Annotated in this window: 14 protein-coding genes, 2 pseudogenes and 1 riboswitch; of the genes and pseudogenes, 6 read left to right on the top strand and 10 right to left on the bottom strand. The window is 46.3% G+C overall.

What is annotated here, in order from left to right:
• Window positions 1–30 precede the first annotated feature (30 nt).
• A complete protein-coding gene (locus JOE45_RS22205; RefSeq protein ID WP_210022315.1) occupies window positions 31–1,005 on the bottom strand; it encodes a bile acid:sodium symporter family protein in 975 nt (324 codons plus the stop codon).
• A 288-nt stretch (window positions 1,006–1,293) separates the two neighbouring features.
• On the opposite strand from JOE45_RS22205, the gene JOE45_RS22200 reads away from it, so the two are divergent.
• Entirely contained in the window at window positions 1,294–2,001 is a 708-nt protein-coding gene (locus JOE45_RS22200; protein WP_210022316.1) for a FadR/GntR family transcriptional regulator, read from the top strand.
• Window positions 2,002–2,109: 108 nt separating this feature from the next.
• Here the strand turns inward: JOE45_RS22200 and gcvH are convergent, their stop codons facing one another.
• Window positions 2,110–2,508 (bottom strand): glycine cleavage system protein GcvH, encoded by a 399-nt coding sequence (gene gcvH / locus JOE45_RS22195; protein ID WP_210022317.1) that lies wholly within the window; start codon window positions 2,506–2,508, stop codon window positions 2,110–2,112.
• A gap of 242 nt (window positions 2,509–2,750) precedes the next feature.
• Window positions 2,751–2,845, top strand: a riboswitch (glycine riboswitch).
• Window positions 2,846–3,037: 192 nt separating this feature from the next.
• Here gcvH and gcvT point away from each other — a divergent pair.
• From gcvT to gcvPB, 3 genes and pseudogenes are all read left to right on the top strand, one after another.
• Window positions 3,038–4,140: pseudogene (gcvT, locus tag JOE45_RS22190) on the top strand (glycine cleavage system aminomethyltransferase GcvT).
• 41 nt (window positions 4,141–4,181) lie between these two features.
• Complete coding sequence (gcvPA, locus tag JOE45_RS22185; protein WP_210022319.1) at window positions 4,182–5,534, top strand: aminomethyl-transferring glycine dehydrogenase subunit GcvPA; 1,353 nt, start codon at window positions 4,182–4,184, stop codon at window positions 5,532–5,534.
• Window positions 5,531–7,036 (top strand): aminomethyl-transferring glycine dehydrogenase subunit GcvPB, encoded by a 1,506-nt coding sequence (gcvPB, locus tag JOE45_RS22180; protein ID WP_245247116.1) that lies wholly within the window; start codon window positions 5,531–5,533, stop codon window positions 7,034–7,036. The genes gcvPA and gcvPB overlap by 4 nt, the downstream gene beginning before the upstream one ends.
• Before the next feature lie 232 nt (window positions 7,037–7,268).
• Here the strand turns inward: gcvPB and JOE45_RS22175 are convergent, their stop codons facing one another.
• From JOE45_RS22175 to JOE45_RS22165, 3 genes are read right to left on the bottom strand one after another with little or no spacing between them, the layout of a single operon-like run.
• A complete protein-coding gene (locus tag JOE45_RS22175) occupies window positions 7,269–8,540 on the bottom strand; it encodes a TRAP transporter large permease (RefSeq protein ID WP_210022320.1) in 1,272 nt (423 codons plus the stop codon).
• Window positions 8,541–8,542: 2 nt separating this feature from the next.
• On the bottom strand, window positions 8,543–9,031 hold the full coding sequence (locus tag JOE45_RS22170; protein WP_210022321.1) for a TRAP transporter small permease: 489 nt from the start codon (window positions 9,029–9,031) through the stop codon (window positions 8,543–8,545).
• A 57-nt stretch (window positions 9,032–9,088) separates the two neighbouring features.
• Window positions 9,089–10,117, bottom strand: coding sequence for a TRAP transporter substrate-binding protein (locus JOE45_RS22165; RefSeq protein ID WP_210022322.1), 1,029 nt, complete (start codon window positions 10,115–10,117; stop codon window positions 9,089–9,091).
• A 795-nt stretch (window positions 10,118–10,912) separates the two neighbouring features.
• Between JOE45_RS22165 and JOE45_RS22160 the strand changes: the two genes are divergently transcribed.
• Window positions 10,913–11,431, top strand: coding sequence for a DUF3231 family protein (locus tag JOE45_RS22160; protein WP_210022323.1), 519 nt, complete (start codon window positions 10,913–10,915; stop codon window positions 11,429–11,431).
• Window positions 11,432–11,703: 272 nt separating this feature from the next.
• On the opposite strand, the gene JOE45_RS24315 is transcribed toward JOE45_RS22160, so the two are convergent.
• Entirely contained in the window at window positions 11,704–11,991 is a 288-nt protein-coding gene (locus JOE45_RS24315) for an NAD(P)H-binding protein (protein WP_210022324.1), read from the bottom strand.
• Between JOE45_RS24315 and JOE45_RS22150 the strand changes: the two genes are divergently transcribed.
• Window positions 11,902–13,080: a cytochrome P450 gene (locus JOE45_RS22150; protein ID WP_210022325.1), complete on the top strand. Its 1,179-nt coding sequence runs from the start codon at window positions 11,902–11,904 to the stop codon at window positions 13,078–13,080. The genes JOE45_RS24315 and JOE45_RS22150 overlap by 90 nt on opposite strands.
• 287 nt (window positions 13,081–13,367) lie before the next feature.
• On the opposite strand, the pseudogene JOE45_RS22145 reads toward JOE45_RS22150, so the two are convergent.
• The 4 genes and pseudogenes from JOE45_RS22145 to JOE45_RS22130 all read right to left on the bottom strand — a co-directional run.
• Window positions 13,368–13,856 (bottom strand): annotated as a pseudogene (locus tag JOE45_RS22145) (IS3 family transposase); the annotation flags it as partial.
• Window positions 13,857–13,881: 25 nt separating this feature from the next.
• Entirely contained in the window at window positions 13,882–14,226 is a 345-nt protein-coding gene (locus JOE45_RS22140) for a hypothetical protein (RefSeq protein WP_210022326.1), read from the bottom strand.
• 27 nt (window positions 14,227–14,253) lie between these two features.
• Window positions 14,254–15,090 (bottom strand): restriction endonuclease, encoded by an 837-nt coding sequence (locus JOE45_RS22135; protein WP_245247115.1) that lies wholly within the window; start codon window positions 15,088–15,090, stop codon window positions 14,254–14,256.
• 128 nt (window positions 15,091–15,218) lie between these two features.
• Window positions 15,219–15,395, bottom strand: coding sequence for a hypothetical protein (locus tag JOE45_RS22130; RefSeq protein WP_210022328.1), 177 nt, complete (start codon window positions 15,393–15,395; stop codon window positions 15,219–15,221).
• Between the last annotated feature and the right edge of the window lie 33 nt (window positions 15,396–15,428).

Raw genomic sequence — 15,428 nt, 5'->3', positions numbered from 1 at the left:
AGAGGATCCAACCCGCGGCAGCTCTATTCCTTAAGCCGATTTAGCTCCATGTGCTGCTTCTTTCACTACAGAAGACTCCGCCTTGCGGAACAACAAGCTCCCGAAAATCGACGCAAGCAGCTGCTGAAATAGGGTTCCGATAACGGCAGGCACCGCTACAGCAGGCGGAAAATACGCGATAGCCAGCACCGCTCCGGCGCTGATATTTCTCATCCCGCAGTTAAACGTCATGCTCACGACCAGGTCCCGGGAAAGCTTCATACCGCGGGCAGCTCCCCAGCCGATGATATAGCCAAGCGCGACCATCACAAGACAGACCGTGATCATATAGGCAATCCCCCAATCCCAAGCCTGGATCACTGGCGCAATCACCGAGCTGTTGATCGCAATAATAATCCCTAAGCTGATTTTGGATAACGGTGATAACACCGGAGTCCACTTCACTTTAACTTTCCCTCCTGTATATTGATTGAGCAGCATACCCAAAAAGGAAGGCAGCACAATCATCCATAACAGGCCATTTAGCATGCCCCACGAGTTAATCGCCACCTGCTCCCCGACGAGCAGGGACATTAGGTACGGGACGTATAACGGCGCAAGTAAAGTATCGATCAGAATCATCGTTAACGTCAGCGCCGTATGCCCGCGGTAGATGGATACCCAGATCATGCTGGCTATGCCCGTAGGGATCACCATCAGCAGAATTAAACCCGTAATGGTATAAGGATCGCCAGGGAATGCCAGATGTCCTGCAGTCCAAGCCACTAAAGGCATTATTATGTGAAGAACAATCAAAAAAACGAAAATGGGAAAAGGGTGCAAGAGCACCCTCCGAAAATCATTAACATTCATTCCCAGACTGCCGGCGAACGTCATGAATGCGAAAATCCATGGCACCCAAGACGTATAAGCGGACAATACGCCGGATAAAGCCACACCCATCAACACACTGAAAGGGGTAAGTAAAGGCATACTTTTTTCAAGCAGTTTATTCAGTTTATCCATTATTTTGGGGCACCAGATTTCGCATAAGCTTCTTCATATTCTTTGATCATTGTCTCTCTCCCGCTTTCAGCCATTCTCATCGATTTTGTCCATAATAAATTTGGTTACTGAAATATTATCATAATCCTGTTCGTTTTGGGCAGACAAAATTTTATCATCTTTGAGATACACTTGTGGTAAACTCATAAATAAGCATATTCCGGTGGTATGGTAGTACCATTTATATTAAAATAGTATATTCATTTTGTTAATTAATATATTTTCACATTTTTCTGGGGGTTAGATCGAATGATTAAAGTTGAGGCGATCAAAAAAGTTACCGCTACGGAGCAAATTATGGAGCAAATCGCTCAATCGATCATTTCCGGGGAGCTGGCGGCAGGGGAAAAGCTTCCGAACGAACGACTGCTTGCCGAACAATTCGGAGTAGCCAGAGGACGTATACGCGAAGCGCTGCGGGCCTTGTCCCTGATTGGCTTAATTCATATCAAAGCCGGAGAAGGCAGCTTTGTTAAAAAGCAGGACGAGCCTATTTCTTCGGAAACGATCACTTGGCTCTTTCATAATGAAATCCATCATCTGGATGAAGTCTATGCCGCCAGAAAATTAATCGAATCCGAAGTTTATCTGACTGCCGCCAAGGAAGTGAAAGAGCCCCATTTTGAAGAGCTGGAAACGATTTTAGCCGACTTAAAAGAGGTCCGTCAAAAAAATGACCCCGAAGCATTTCAAAAGCTGCTGGACCGATTTGATATTTTTATAGGTGAGATCTGCGGAAACAACATTTATTATAAACTGATGCAAACGGTTATCCATCTGCGCAGAGAAACGAGCATTAAGCTACTTCTTGTCCCTGGTGCCCAAACTCAAAGTATCGAAAACCGGACCCGTCTACTACTTGCACTCAGATCCGGAGATGTAAAGCAGGTGCAAGAAGCCAGTGACTATTCCTTCAACAGGTCCAAACCATTCTATAAATCCATCATGGATCGTTGACCCATACAGAACGAAACTCGAATAAGGACTGAACCTTCCAGAGTCAGCTGGAAGGTAGTCCTTTATGCTGCAGCTGCCGGGCATACGAGACTATGCCCCTTCTCTAACTCATTGGTGCTCATCGATAAATGCCTTGTATTGCTCCGCGGTTAGAAGCCCGTTCATCTCTTCTTGAGCGTCTTGAACCCACTCCATTTCGACGATCCATCCGCCTTCATACGGCTGCTCATTCACAAGCTCAGGCTGATCCAGCAAAGAGGTGTTAACCTTCGTGATGATTCCCGAAACAGGGGCAAACAAATCCGAAACGGTCTTTACCGATTCAATCGTTCCCATGGGGTCTCCGGCTTGAACTCTCGCACCTAATTCCGGGAACTCAACAAACACAATATCCCCGAGCTCGCATTGCGCGAAATCGCTTATGCCAACCCTCACCGTCCCTGAATCGCTGATATCTGCCCATTCATGCTCCTTGCTGTAGAAAACGTTCGCTTTAACCTCGCTCATATTCATACAGCTCCCCGTTATATGTGACAGCCCAGCACCTACCGGCGGTAATTTACTCTCTGCAGCGGTACAGGCTTTCACACCATAGTTATCCGTCATCTTCACATGTATACTTGTAGAATAAAACATAGGACAAGTTTACGTCAACATAACTTACACATCAATTAATTTTATCGGGAAAACACATTGACAATGGACTGAAACCGGGAAATAATGAAGATAAGTCAATTACATATCTGTGGATGATGGCAAAGGGAGAGATTACTTGACATTAAAGTAACGCCGAAGGGGTAAGCCATAGGGTGAATCTCTCAGGCAAAAGGACCTTTGTCGGACACATCTCTGGAGAGAACTCGTATACGGGTCACCCAAGGGGAAACTTGTGCTGCGGCATGAGGCAACTCTCAGGTATAAAGGACAGAGCGAAGAACGAGGTAACGCCGGCAAGTCCGGGAAAGCCCGCTTCTTTTGCTCTGTTTGTTTTTTCTATACGATGAGCGAGGACAAATCATCGAAAGAGGTGAAGAGTATGTCCCCCTTAAAAAGAACACCGCTTTTCCCGCTCTATGCGGATGAACCGGGCGTACGTTGTATCGATTTCGGCGGCTGGGAGCTGCCCGTCCAATTTACCGGCATTCAGAAGGAACACGATGCCGTTCGGCAGTATGCCGGCTTATTCGATGTCTCCCATATGGGGGAGGTCATCGTTATCGGTACTTATGCCGAAGCTTACCTGCAGGTGTTGACTACGAACAACGTCGCCAAATTAAAGGACGGCCAGGCGCAGTACAGTCTGATGTGCTGCCCTGACGGCGGTGTCGTTGATGATTTGCTTGTTTATCGGCTCAGTGCAGACCAGTTTATGCTGGTCGTCAACGCCTCGAATATCGATAAGGATCTTGAATGGATGGACCGCCACCTGATCGGAGACGTCGTAATCCAGAACATCTCTGAGCAAACCGCTCTGCTTGCGCTTCAAGGCCCTTTAGCGGAAACCATACTCTCCAGGTTACAGATGCCCCTCTTGCCGAATTAACATCATTTTCGTTTATTCCCAATGTCCAAGTCTGCGGCGTTCAGGCTCTGATCTCCCGGACGGGATATACCGGTGAGGATGGGTTTGAGCTCTACCTTCCAAGTGCTAGCGCTTCCGTCGTATGGAAGGCATTGCTTGAGAACGGTCGGGAATACGGCTTGATCCCCGCCGGCCTCGGGGCCCGAGATACGCTGCGTTTTGAAGCAAGGCTGCCTTTGTACGGTCAAGAGCTTAGCGAAGCGGTGTCCCCCTTAGAGGCTGGACTCAGCTTTTGCGTGAAGCTGGATAAGGAACGTTTTATCGGCAAAGAGACGCTGTTGAAGCAAAAGCAGGAAGGATTACGACGCAGGCTCGTCGGCATCGAGATGATCGATCGCGGGATTCCCCGCACTCCTTACAAAGTGTATGCGGATGGACAGTGTATCGGAGAGGTGACTTCAGGGACGCAATCCCCAACCCTCAAACGGAGCTTGGGGTTGGCTTTTCTGGATTCACGTTATGCTAACATAGGCACGAAAATAGAGGTGGAAATTCGCGGCAAACAATTAAGGGCACAGGTTGTGCCTAGTCCATTTTATAAACGCACCCAAAAATAAAGCGAAGCAGCAATCCCTGAGTATTAAAGGAGCTGAATAGGGTGAAGCATCGATACTTACCCATGACAGAGCAGGATCGGCTGGACATGATGGCCGAAATCGGCATTGCCTCAATGGAGGAGCTGTTTGCCGACATCCCTGCCTCAGTCCGCTATCAAGGAACCTTGCGTGTCTCGCCAGCCCTGAGCGAGCATGACCTGCTGATGCATACACGCCGATTAGCAGAGAAAAATGCCGATACCGATCGCTACACCAGCTTTTTGGGTGCCGGTATTTATGATCACCACATTCCCGTCGTCATTCATCACGTCATTTCACGTTCCGAGTTTTACACAGCCTACACCCCATACCAACCGGAAATCAGCCAAGGAGAGCTGCAGGCGATCTTTGAGTTTCAATCGTATATTTGCGAATTGACGGGAATGGCCGCGGCCAATGCCAGCATGTATGACGGCGCTACCGCTCTGGCGGAGGCCGGGGCGCTAGCAAGCGCGGCCACTAAGCGAAAACAGCTTGTCGTCTCGCGGGCGGTACATCCGGAAGCAAGGCAAATATTACGAACGGCGGCACGGGGATTGCATCTTGAGGTTGTGGAAATCAACTATGTCAACGGTGTAACGGACTTGGGGCAGCTAGCCTCCACAGTCTCAGATCAAACCGCAGCCGTTATCGTGCAGTCTCCCAACTTCTTCGGCTGTATCGAGGACTTGCGGGCTATGGAACCGATCATTCATGCTGTCAACGGCTTGCTTGTGGTCGGGGTTAATCCACTGTCTCTCGGATTGCTGGAGCCCCCGGGCGCTCTCGGCGCGGACATTGTTGTTGGCGATGCGCAGCCCTTAGGCATCCCCTCATCACTCGGAGGACCTACCTGCGGCTTCTTCTCCGTCGCCTCTCCGTGGATCCGCCGGATGCCTGGCCGAATCGTAGGCCAAACGGTGGACCGTGGCGGCAAACGCGGCTTCGTGCTCACGCTCCAGGCACGGGAGCAGCATATTCGCCGCGAGAAGGCGACCTCCAATATATGCTCCAATCAGGCACTCCTCGCCCTTTGCGCTTCCGTCTATTTATCCGTCTTGGGTAAAACCGGCATGCAGGAAGTGGCGGGCGCGAATGTGCAGAAAGCCCACTACACAGCCAAAATCCTCCAACGGATCGGCGGAGTTTCCCTTGCTTTCAGTAGTCCTTTTTTCAATGAATTCGTGCTCAAGCTGCCCGAGCATACGGACATCCATCGACTTAACGAAACACTGCTATCCTTTGGTTTTATCGGAGGCTATGATCTGGGTGTCGATTATCCTGAATTAAGGAATCACCTGCTCCTAGCCGTTACCGAGCGCAGAACTCAAGAAGAAATCGAGCAATTCATCCGCCGAATGGAGGCATCCCTATGAGCAGCGGAAATCCCGGTGAACGGTTCACGGCGGACACGGCCGATGTGAAGCACGATCAGGCGCTGATTTTTGAGATGAGCAAGCCGGGCCGGATCGGGTACTCCTTACCTGAATGCGATGTGCCGCAAACGAATATCGATGAACTCATCCCTTCTCATCTGCTGCGAACAACGCCCGCTCAGCTTCCTGAGGTCTATGAAGTGGACGTCATTCGTCATTATACCGCGTTATCGCGCCGTAACTTCGGGATCGATAACGGATTTTATCCCCTCGGCTCTTGTACGATGAAATATAATCCAAAGCTGAATGAGGATGTCGCCCGTTTGCCGGGCTTTGCCAAAGTTCACCCGTACCAGCCTGAATCCTCCATCCAAGGCGCATTAGAGCTGCTGTATACGCTGCAGCATGACTTGAGCGCCATCACCGGCATGGATATGGTTTCCCTGCAGCCCGCAGCGGGCGCACACGGTGAGTGGACCGGGCTGATGATGATACGGGCCTATCATGAGAGCCGCGGCGAACATCGGACGAAGGTCATTGTCCCGGATTCCTCCCACGGCACCAACCCCGCAAGCGCGACCGTGGCGGGGCTTGAGACCATCACGATCAAATCCGATTCCAAGGGTCTCGTCGATTTGGAGGCGCTGCGTGCTGCTGTGGGTTCAGATACAGCCGCGTTAATGCTGACCAATCCCAATACCCTTGGATTGTTTGAGGAGCAAATTGTGATTATTGCGAAAATCGTACACGAAGCCGGAGGCCTGTTGTATTACGACGGGGCCAATTCCAACGCGATTATGGGCATTACGCGCCCCGGGGACATGGGCTTCGATGTCGTTCATTTAAATCTTCATAAAACGATGAGCACCCCACACGGCGGAGGAGGCCCGGGCGCAGGCCCGGTGGGCGTGAAGCAAAAGCTGATCCCGTTCCTGCCCAAACCGACCGTGGAACGGAGGGATGACGGAACCTATTACTTTGATTATGACAAACCGGATTCCATCGGGCGAGTCAAAGCCTTCTATGGCAATTTCGGGATTCTCGTCCGTGCCTACACCTACATCCGCAGCTACGGTCCGGAAGGGCTTCGCACAGTATCCGAATGCGCTGTGCTGAATGCCAACTACATGATGCGCAGGCTGGCACCTTATTATGAGGTTCCGTATGAGCGCCTTTGCAAGCACGAATTTGTCATGTCCGGTAGAGCGCTGAAAAAATTCGGCGTGCATACCTTGGATGTAGCCAAAAGACTGCTCGATTTCGGTTATCATCCCCCGACCATCTATTTTCCGTTGAACGTAGAAGAATGCATCATGATTGAGCCTACCGAAACCGAGAGCAAGGAAACGCTCGATGCCTTTATCGATACGATGATCCAGATCACACATGAAGCCGAACATCATCCCGAGCTGGTGTTGAACGCCCCCCACACCACGGTTGTGAAAAGACTTAACGAAACACAAGCGGCCCGAAAACCCGTACTAAACTGCACCTGCAGCTAGAAATGATTCAAATCAATCCATTCCTATCATGCTTTTAATGAGTTGAGGTGCGGATTACCTCACCTCTTATGTATTGGGCTATCTATGATAAATAACTCTATCCTGCTCATCTATTAACGCAATGCCTCACGAATCATGGATTTTTTATGAGGAAAGACAATGGCGCCAACCCGGACTGATGCGGGTTGGCGCCATTGTTATAAACTATGAATTGGATTCTTTGGAGTTTTCATCACCTGACAAGCAGAAGGGAAATCTGGGGCAGCAGCACGATCAATAAGTAAGCTGCGATCATACATATCACAAAGGGAATCATGGCATAAGACAATTTACCCATCGGCAATCCGGAAATACTGGATGCCACGAATAAATTTACTCCAACGGGAGGTGTCAGCATACCGATCTCCGCGCCTATTACCATGATCATTCCAAAATGAACCGGATCCACCCCTAACGGTACCAATACCGGCAGCAGGATGGGGGATAATATTAATATGACAGTGACGGTTTCCATAAAAGTACCGATAAGCAGTAGAAACCCGGCTATGATAAGCAATAAGACCGTAGGATTATCCGACAAGCTGGTAATCCAATCACCTAATATATTCGGAATTTGGTAGAGTGTCATCAATCGTGCAAAACCTGTGGCTGTACAGATAATTATCAGCACGGTTCCTGCCGTAATCGAACTGTTGATCAAGATTTGGGGGAGTTTTTTCCAGGATAGTTCCCGATAAACCCACATGCCCACGACAAAACTGTAAACCACAGCAACAGCAGCAGATTCAGTCGGGGTAAAAATCCCGCTGTAAATCCCTCCCAGAATGATCACCGGTCCCATTAGACTCCATTTGGCCCGCCAAAAGGTTTGCAATACGTTTCGAATCGAAAGCTGCTCTCCACTTTTGCTCAAGTTTTCTCTTCTGGCAATCCAGCCTATCAGCAGCAGCATAAAGATGATAATCACAAGTGCCGGTCCAAAACCCGCCATAAATAAGTCTTTTATTGAAGTATCGGTTGATATTCCATACAAGATCATCGGAATCGATGGAGGGATGATGATGCCTAGCCCTCCACCGCTTGCAGATATGGAAGCGGCTAACTCTTTCCTGAAACCCGCTTTCACCATAGCAGGTATCATAATCGTCCCGATGGCGGCAACAGTAGCAGGACTTGATCCCGAGATCGCAGCAAAAATGGCACAGGACAGTATGGTGACAACCCCTAACCCACCTCGGATCTGTCCTGTAAAACTTTGCACAAATTGAATAAGCCGTTGGGATATTCCACCCGATTCCATCATTGCGCCTGATAATATAAACAAGGGTATAGCCAGGATGGGAAACGAATCCATGGAAGTGACCATCGTTTGCCCTATGAAGGCAACGGGGACGCCTCCGGCCAATAAGGAGAGAAAAACGGAAATCCCCAACGAAAAAGAAATAGGAATCCCCAGGAACAGGGTTACGAGCAGCGAGATACCTAGTACCCACATCGCGTCCATATTTATTCTCCCCTAGGCAAATCTTTGCCCGTGGCCGTTTGATAGATGTTTTGCAGGATGCGCACAGACATGAGAGCAAAGCCAAACGGTACCGTGAAATAAACGTACCCCATATTCATCTGTAGAGAAGGTGAACGTTGATCAGCGACCCAGTTCATTAAGGCAACGTCAAAGCCGATTTTAACCATAACTACAGCAAAGAGGAACCAGATGAAATCCCTGATGATTTGCACAACTTTTTTGGATGAGTCCGGTATTAAAGCCATCAGCAGATCCACTCGCAAATGGCGGTTAACCTTGACTCCTAAGCTTGCTGAAAGAAAGGTGAAGGCAATAAATAAATACCTTGCCATCTCTTCCGTCCAATCGAGCGGCAGATTAACGGCATACCGGAATACGACTTGGAGAAACAGCAAGCATGTAATGACCCCTAACAGGGAAGCGACCAAAATTTCCTCAAAATGGCGATTTATTTTATCCACCCAATTCATATGTTCACCCCGGGTAACTCGATTCGTTCCGGCCATAATATTTCAATAGCTCTAACCTCATTTGACGGCATCAAGCACTCTTTGCATGAAGTCTTTTCCGATTTTATCAGCATATTTTTCATTGACGGACTGAACCGCCTGCCGAAAACCGTTTAACTCTTCCGGTGTTAATTCGGTAACGACCATCCCATTGTCGATCAATAGCTGTAAGGAAGCGGTTTCTTTTTTGCGATTGATCTTGACCTGATGTTCTGCTGCAGATGCCCCCGCTTTCAGGATGATCTGCCGATCCTCTTCACTTAACGAGTCCATAAACTTCTTACCAATGATGAATGGGGCAGGGTTATAGGTATGATGGGTCTTAGACAGATATTTTTGGACCTCGTAAAATTTACTTGCCGCAATCTGTCCATATGGGTTCTCCTGGGCATCGACTGTTCCTTGCTGCAGCGCAGTAAATAGCTCAGTAAACGCCATCGGTGTCGGTTTCGCCCCTAATGCATTCCAGGTATCGACGGTTAGCGGATTTTCCGTTACCCGAATTTTAATATCCTGCAAATCTTTAACTGATTTGATTTCACGCTTGCTATTTGTTATATTTCGAAACCCTAGCTCCATATAACTCAGCCCAGTATATCCCTTACTAGTACCGCTATTCAGAATTTCCTGTCCAACGGAGCCTTTAAGAAACTCATCGACCTGGTTTTCACTGGAAAACAAAAACGGCAAATCGAACACTGTAAATTCAGGGAAAAAGTTACTTAATGCTGATGGAGAAATGATGGCCGCCTGAACCGTTCCAAGCTTAATGGCCTCTGCCAGCTCGCGGTCTGCTCCCATTTGTCCGCTGTGAAAAAGGTTCACCTGTAGCCTTTGGTTGCTTTCTCCTTCAACCAATTCCTTGAACTTACTTAATCCTTCATATAAAGAATGTTGAGAATTGACGGATGTCCCCACGTTCAAAACTTGTGCTTTCTTCGTCTGCTCTTGGCTTACCGCAGCCGTTTCGGTTTTATCGCCACCGCATCCGGTCAACAAGATTCCAACTATTCCTAAGAAAGCGGTTGCATTAAACAATTTATTCATTGCTGTTTCCCCCTTAAATAATTAAAAAAACTAATGCGTTCTGCCGTTCATTTATTCGAGACCCCGCACATACCGTTTTAGAATTGTCAGCTCCTTTACATGATATTTAAATACTAGAATCTTAGTTAAATACTAGCAGGAATTCCCTCTTATGGCAATGCTATTTTTCTATGTAGATCTTGGTTTTCCCTTCACCTTATTCCATTCAATCCAAAGTCGATTAGAAGTGCCCGGTCCATCTGTATCAATAAAAAAATCCCCATTTGCTTTTGGGGATTTGGATTTTTTTAGTAGTTATTTCTCAGTCTAATTTAACACATCTCAGTTTACTACAATATTGTTTCAATCCATCCCAACGCCCCCATACACAATCTTTACATTTTACAGGTTGCTGTAGTTGTTTACTTATTTGTGCAGGGATTAAAAGCTTAGCCAATTTTTAACTCTCCCTAAAATTTTCATTTTTAAAAAAGACACTTCAGAAAGGTTTTCCTGAAATTAAACATTTCATACCATTGTATAAAAATTTTTCTTTTAGGGTCATCTCGTTGCCCAGCCACGAAACCCTCAAGCTCATCGAAATGAAAAAGACCTCGAAACAGGATTTTTGCCGGAGATTTATTAGGTCTAGCCAAAACAACCCGTACTGCTTTATCCATGTAATAAGTAAATCCCCACCTAGGCAGTGGGGGATTTCGTTTTTCAATTGTAACAACTACAATAGAATAGTTTTTTCTCTGTAGGATAAACTAACCATCGGTTCAACAATCAAAACATTTCAAAGGAGATAATACGATGGGTATTTTAAGCGGCAATTCAAAAGATGAGCCATTACACTATGGTGAAATTTATGATGTATGGCAATGCTCGATGAAAGCAAAAGGATGCATTTCTGCTTACCGAGCTTACCGGTATCACGCTGGAGATAAAGACCTCAAAAATATCTTGGGCGATCTAATTAATCAAGCAGAGCTGGAAGTTAGCGAATGTGATAAGATACTCACTCATAATGGCATCGCACCTCCTCCTTTACTGCCTGAAAGACCTGAAACAAAGCTTGAAGATATCCCAGTCGGCGCAAGATTTAGTGATCAAGAAATTGCTTCGATGATTGCCGCAGATACATCAGTGGGCTTGATTGCTTGCAGCCAAACGATGGGCAAATCAATTAGAGAAGACATTGGAGCGCTGTTTGGCAAATATCATGCAACAAAAGCTGCTATTGGCTTAAAAATATTAAAAATGAGCAAAGAAAAAGGCTGGTTAATCCCTCCGCCACTTCAAATTAAAAGACCTGATCTTGTAGAAGCGTGAGTGCCTAATTGCATGTGATTTCTTGTTCCAGAACAGAGTAAGCTGTTATAGATGCAGCAAAAAGACGTCCGGAGTCCCTCATCGATCGAGAACACAACAGGTCGATGAGGGATTTTATGGATACTGAAGTGCTCACCAGCGCCGACGAATTCCAAGATAACCGTTACATCTCGGAAACATCGCGGCATTCCCTAATGGTTAAAGTAAACTAGTAAACTTTTAAAAATGAAATATAAAAGTACACTTATCCATTCTCGTATCATATGCGCTTTTTAATTGCTAATTGCAGGAGATTTACCTAAATATTCGTTGGTTACTACTTGATCCAACATGAATTTGGCAATACTTGATCTCGATATTTTTACATCGACGACACCGTGCCCGTAATAACCGACCTTTAACGGTTGAATTTCATCGTTGTTCAGGAATCCGACGCGGACGAGCGTCCAGTCTAAACTGGAAGACTGAATATGTTTGCCTATTCGAATAATTTCTTTAGAGGCACTGTTGACGGTCCCTTTCCTTGGTACGAGAAAATGAGAAAGGAATCTCCCGTTCATTATGATGATCAAGCGAACGTATGGAGCGTGTTTCTATATGAAGATGCGAAAAGGATATTGGGGGACAAAGACAATTTCTCCAGTCAGTTTTTTACTGTAACGCGCGAAAATTCGTTGTCGCAAACCATTTTTAATATGGATCCCCCCAAACACACCCAAATTCGATCGATTGTAAGCCGTGCTTTCACGCCACGCGTGATGAAGGAGTGGGAACCTCGCATTCGTGAAATCACAAAAGAACTGCTTGATAAGGCGTCCCGCAGCAATGAAATGGACCTTATAAATGATTTTTCCCATCCTCTGCCTGTCGTTATCATATCCGAGTTGCTGGGGGTTCCGGCTAGGCACATTGATAAACTCAAAGAGTGGTCCGATATTCTTGTCAGCACTCCGAAGGACGGAAGCGAAGAAGAAATAAAAAAATGGATGGAAGCAAAGGTCAGAGGTGAATTGGAGCTAGCTGAGTTCTTCCACGGCATTGTTGAGGAGAAACGCGAAAATCTAGGAAAAGATATCATTTCGATTTTAATTCAGGCTGAGGAAGAAGGCATGAAACTTTCCCCAGAGGAATTGGTCCCGTTCTTCAACTTATTGCTGGTGGCCGGAAACGAAACGACAACTAATCTGATTTCAAATGCCGTATTCAGCATTCTGGAGAACCCTGGTATTTATGAAGAACTTAGAAATGAGCTTTCTCTCATTCCCAACGCAGTAGAAGAAGCGCTGCGATATCGCGCTCCGGCTCCGTTAATACAGCGGGTAGTGAAAGAGGATATAGAGATCGGGGGCAAATTCTTGCAAAAGGGACAACTTGTAGTTGTTTTCCTTGGATCAGCTAATCGAGACGAGAACAAATTTGAACGCGCCCATGTATTTGATATTCACCGACATCCGAATCATCATATTGCATTTGGACACGGCAATCATTTCTGTCTAGGTGCTCCATTGGCCCGGCTCGAAGCTGAAATTGCCTTAACAGAATTGGTGAAAAAGTTTTCTTCCCTTTCATTCCCGAAAACATTTACTGTAGATGCGATCGAGAACAGTGCGGTATACGGGCTGAGAAGCTTTCCTATCGTAATGGCATAATCAAATCGCAAAACCCCTTATTTCATTGAGGGATTTTTTTTCGCACGTGACCGGCTCGTGGTCTACCTTTGATCACCCCCAGAATTTGAGGCAGGGAACTCTAACAGACATTGGTGCAGTATAGAGTGGGCAATGGGCATTATGTGTTTACGCCATTTACTTCATAAAGCCCGGGGTTCCAGGATACTGAATACGGCATTTGAAATATGGTTATAAGAACAGAAAGTGGGGCTCACAAATGACTGAAGTGCCCCCAGTCAAGTAGACAGTGGAATAAAATAAAATGATTAAGCAGCCTTAGTTCGAGCTTCCATCGGGCTAAGGCTATTCAATTTTCTCTGTAACCGCTCGTAGTTATAAAAATGAATATAGTTATCGATATCCTTCTTCAACGCTTCAAAGGTGTGGTATTTGTGGAGGTAGTATTTCTCGCTCTTGAGAGTACCCCAAAATGATTCCATGGGGCCATTATCGATGCACTTCCCTACCCTCGACATACTCTGCGTCATCTCGTGTGCTTCTAAGCGTCTTTTAAAGCCCCATGATGTATATTGAAAACCTCGATCACTATGCAACATTGGCGATGTTCCGGGTGCGGCTTTCAAAGCCAAGTCCAGCGTTGTGAAAACAAGGCTATTGTTGTTAGAGTGGCCAAGAACGTAGGCGACAATGGATTTATCGTGAAGATCTAATATTGCGCTGAGATAAGCTTTCTGACTCTTTCCGTAATTCATTTCGGTTACGTCGGTTACCCACCGTTGACAACACTCCGCTGGGCTCCCGTTTCTGTCTTATTGACAGCTAGCGGATGCCATGATCTTGCTTTATGATAAGGTGGAGGGCATCTTTGGCTACCGCCAAGCGCTTTGAATCTGGAAGGTGTACCTCAAGGCGATTGTACTTATCATTAGGAATATACCTGTGTTCTATAGTAATAGTCCTTTCCTTGCCGTTAATTCTAAACTTATAATCAATCTGATGACCCAAGTGAACCTCAGAACTACCTAATTGCTCATGTTGGTCGTATATCTTACTTTGTTGAAACTCAAGATTATGGCCCCCAAATATAATACTGAAGGATTGGGGAGATTCGGTCACTAGCTTTTGCATAAATCGCTCGATGTGATCGTTTGTAAAAGAACTCATCTATTGCCTCCGTTCAAAGAGAATTTATTACCCTTGAAGGGCCTTTGTATGACGACAATTTGGGAACTTACTACATCCAAGGAACTCCTCACCCTGCCTACTCTTCCTCCTAACCATAGGAGCACCGCACTTACATATTGTGGCTGATGCCGCGGCCACTTCCTTACTAGCCTTCATGATCTCCGTCTTTGCTGCTTGCCTCGAAATCTTCTTCCCTGGCTTCCACTTGCCCCATTTTCTAAACTTCTGTTCGAGTAATGCTCCGTGCCAATAATCCACTTTGAATTGCTCTGCTTCTTTCTTGGCTGGTCCTGTCAAATCAGAAGTCGTTACAAGAAGGGATAAAATGCAATCATGGTTCCTTTTCGCCGCTACCAATTCACGTATGGTCTGGACAGGAACAGAATTATGATCGGCATAGCATTTCGCCTGAACAGCCGTCTTCTCCCCGCGGCCATCTACGATTACAAGGTCAACTCCACCATCATTACCGCCTACACCTACTTCTTTCACTGTGTAGCCCTGATCACGGAAGTAAAGCGCAAGTAAACGCTCAAACTCAGCTCCAGATAGGTCATCCAATCTGCTTGTAAGGATGATCTCATCACTTCTACATCCTATTAAAGTCCGTCTTATGTTTGTATGAGTAACCTTCTTGGCTTTCTGCTTTTTCTCGGTACGTCTTTTTCGAGTCCAAATTGCACCGATGATGTCAGCAACGATGATCGAACCAATGAGAATTCCAAAGAAGAAGCCCCAGTGCAATCCTGGAATGTTGAAGTACAGAGCAAGTCCTCCAATAATAAACAAGCCCTTCAAGATATACGCAATTTGTCTTCCCTCCGCATAATAAGTCCTAACCAACTTCTCTCCTCCTACAAGCTCGTTCTCTAAGCTGAAAATAACATTTCTTGACCAATCACCACTTTTGAACTGCTTGAACATACATATTTCGGCAATAATCTTCCTAATCCTTCCTAAGAAGTGACTAATTATACAAAAACAGCATCCATTATAGATACTATAACTGCCTCTTTATACTCTACTACTTCCAGCACTATAAGCCTCAGCCCAAAGCAGCCGAAATCATACTTAAACTTGTCTACTCTGTTATCTGCCATACAGAGCATGGCTATAAAAATGATGATTCCTGCGGGTATGGCAATCAATTAAAGCCACTCCTACCTCTGTGCTAATTTGAG

The organism is Paenibacillus sp. PvR098, assembly GCF_017833255.1.
Taxonomy (GTDB): domain Bacteria; phylum Bacillota; class Bacilli; order Paenibacillales; family NBRC-103111; genus Paenibacillus_G.
This window is presented reverse-complemented; position numbering and strand designations above follow the sequence as displayed.

What these genes read in the sequence shown, in the direction of transcription:
- JOE45_RS22205 (WP_210022315.1), bottom strand. Translation starts at nt 1,005, where the DNA reads ATGGATAAACTGAATAAACTGCTTGAAAAAAGTATGCCTTTACTTACC.
- JOE45_RS24315 (WP_210022324.1), bottom strand. Translation starts at nt 11,991, where the DNA reads ATGAACGGGAGATTCCTTTCTCATTTTCTCGTACCAAGGAAAGGGACC.
- JOE45_RS22140 (WP_210022326.1), bottom strand. Translation starts at nt 14,226, where the DNA reads ATGAGTTCTTTTACAAACGATCACATCGAGCGATTTATGCAAAAGCTA.
- JOE45_RS22170 (WP_210022321.1), bottom strand. Translation starts at nt 9,031, where the DNA reads ATGAATTGGGTGGATAAAATAAATCGCCATTTTGAGGAAATTTTGGTC.
- gcvPB (WP_245247116.1), top strand. Translation starts at nt 5,531, where the DNA reads ATGAGCAGCGGAAATCCCGGTGAACGGTTCACGGCGGACACGGCCGAT.
- JOE45_RS22165 (WP_210022322.1), bottom strand. Translation starts at nt 10,117, where the DNA reads ATGAATAAATTGTTTAATGCAACCGCTTTCTTAGGAATAGTTGGAATC.
- gcvH (WP_210022317.1), bottom strand. Translation starts at nt 2,508, where the DNA reads ATGAGCGAGGTTAAAGCGAACGTTTTCTACAGCAAGGAGCATGAATGG.
- JOE45_RS22150 (WP_210022325.1), top strand. Translation starts at nt 11,902, where the DNA reads ATGTTTGCCTATTCGAATAATTTCTTTAGAGGCACTGTTGACGGTCCC.
- JOE45_RS22175 (WP_210022320.1), bottom strand. Translation starts at nt 8,540, where the DNA reads ATGGACGCGATGTGGGTACTAGGTATCTCGCTGCTCGTAACCCTGTTC.
- JOE45_RS22160 (WP_210022323.1), top strand. Translation starts at nt 10,913, where the DNA reads ATGGGTATTTTAAGCGGCAATTCAAAAGATGAGCCATTACACTATGGT.
- JOE45_RS22200 (WP_210022316.1), top strand. Translation starts at nt 1,294, where the DNA reads ATGATTAAAGTTGAGGCGATCAAAAAAGTTACCGCTACGGAGCAAATT.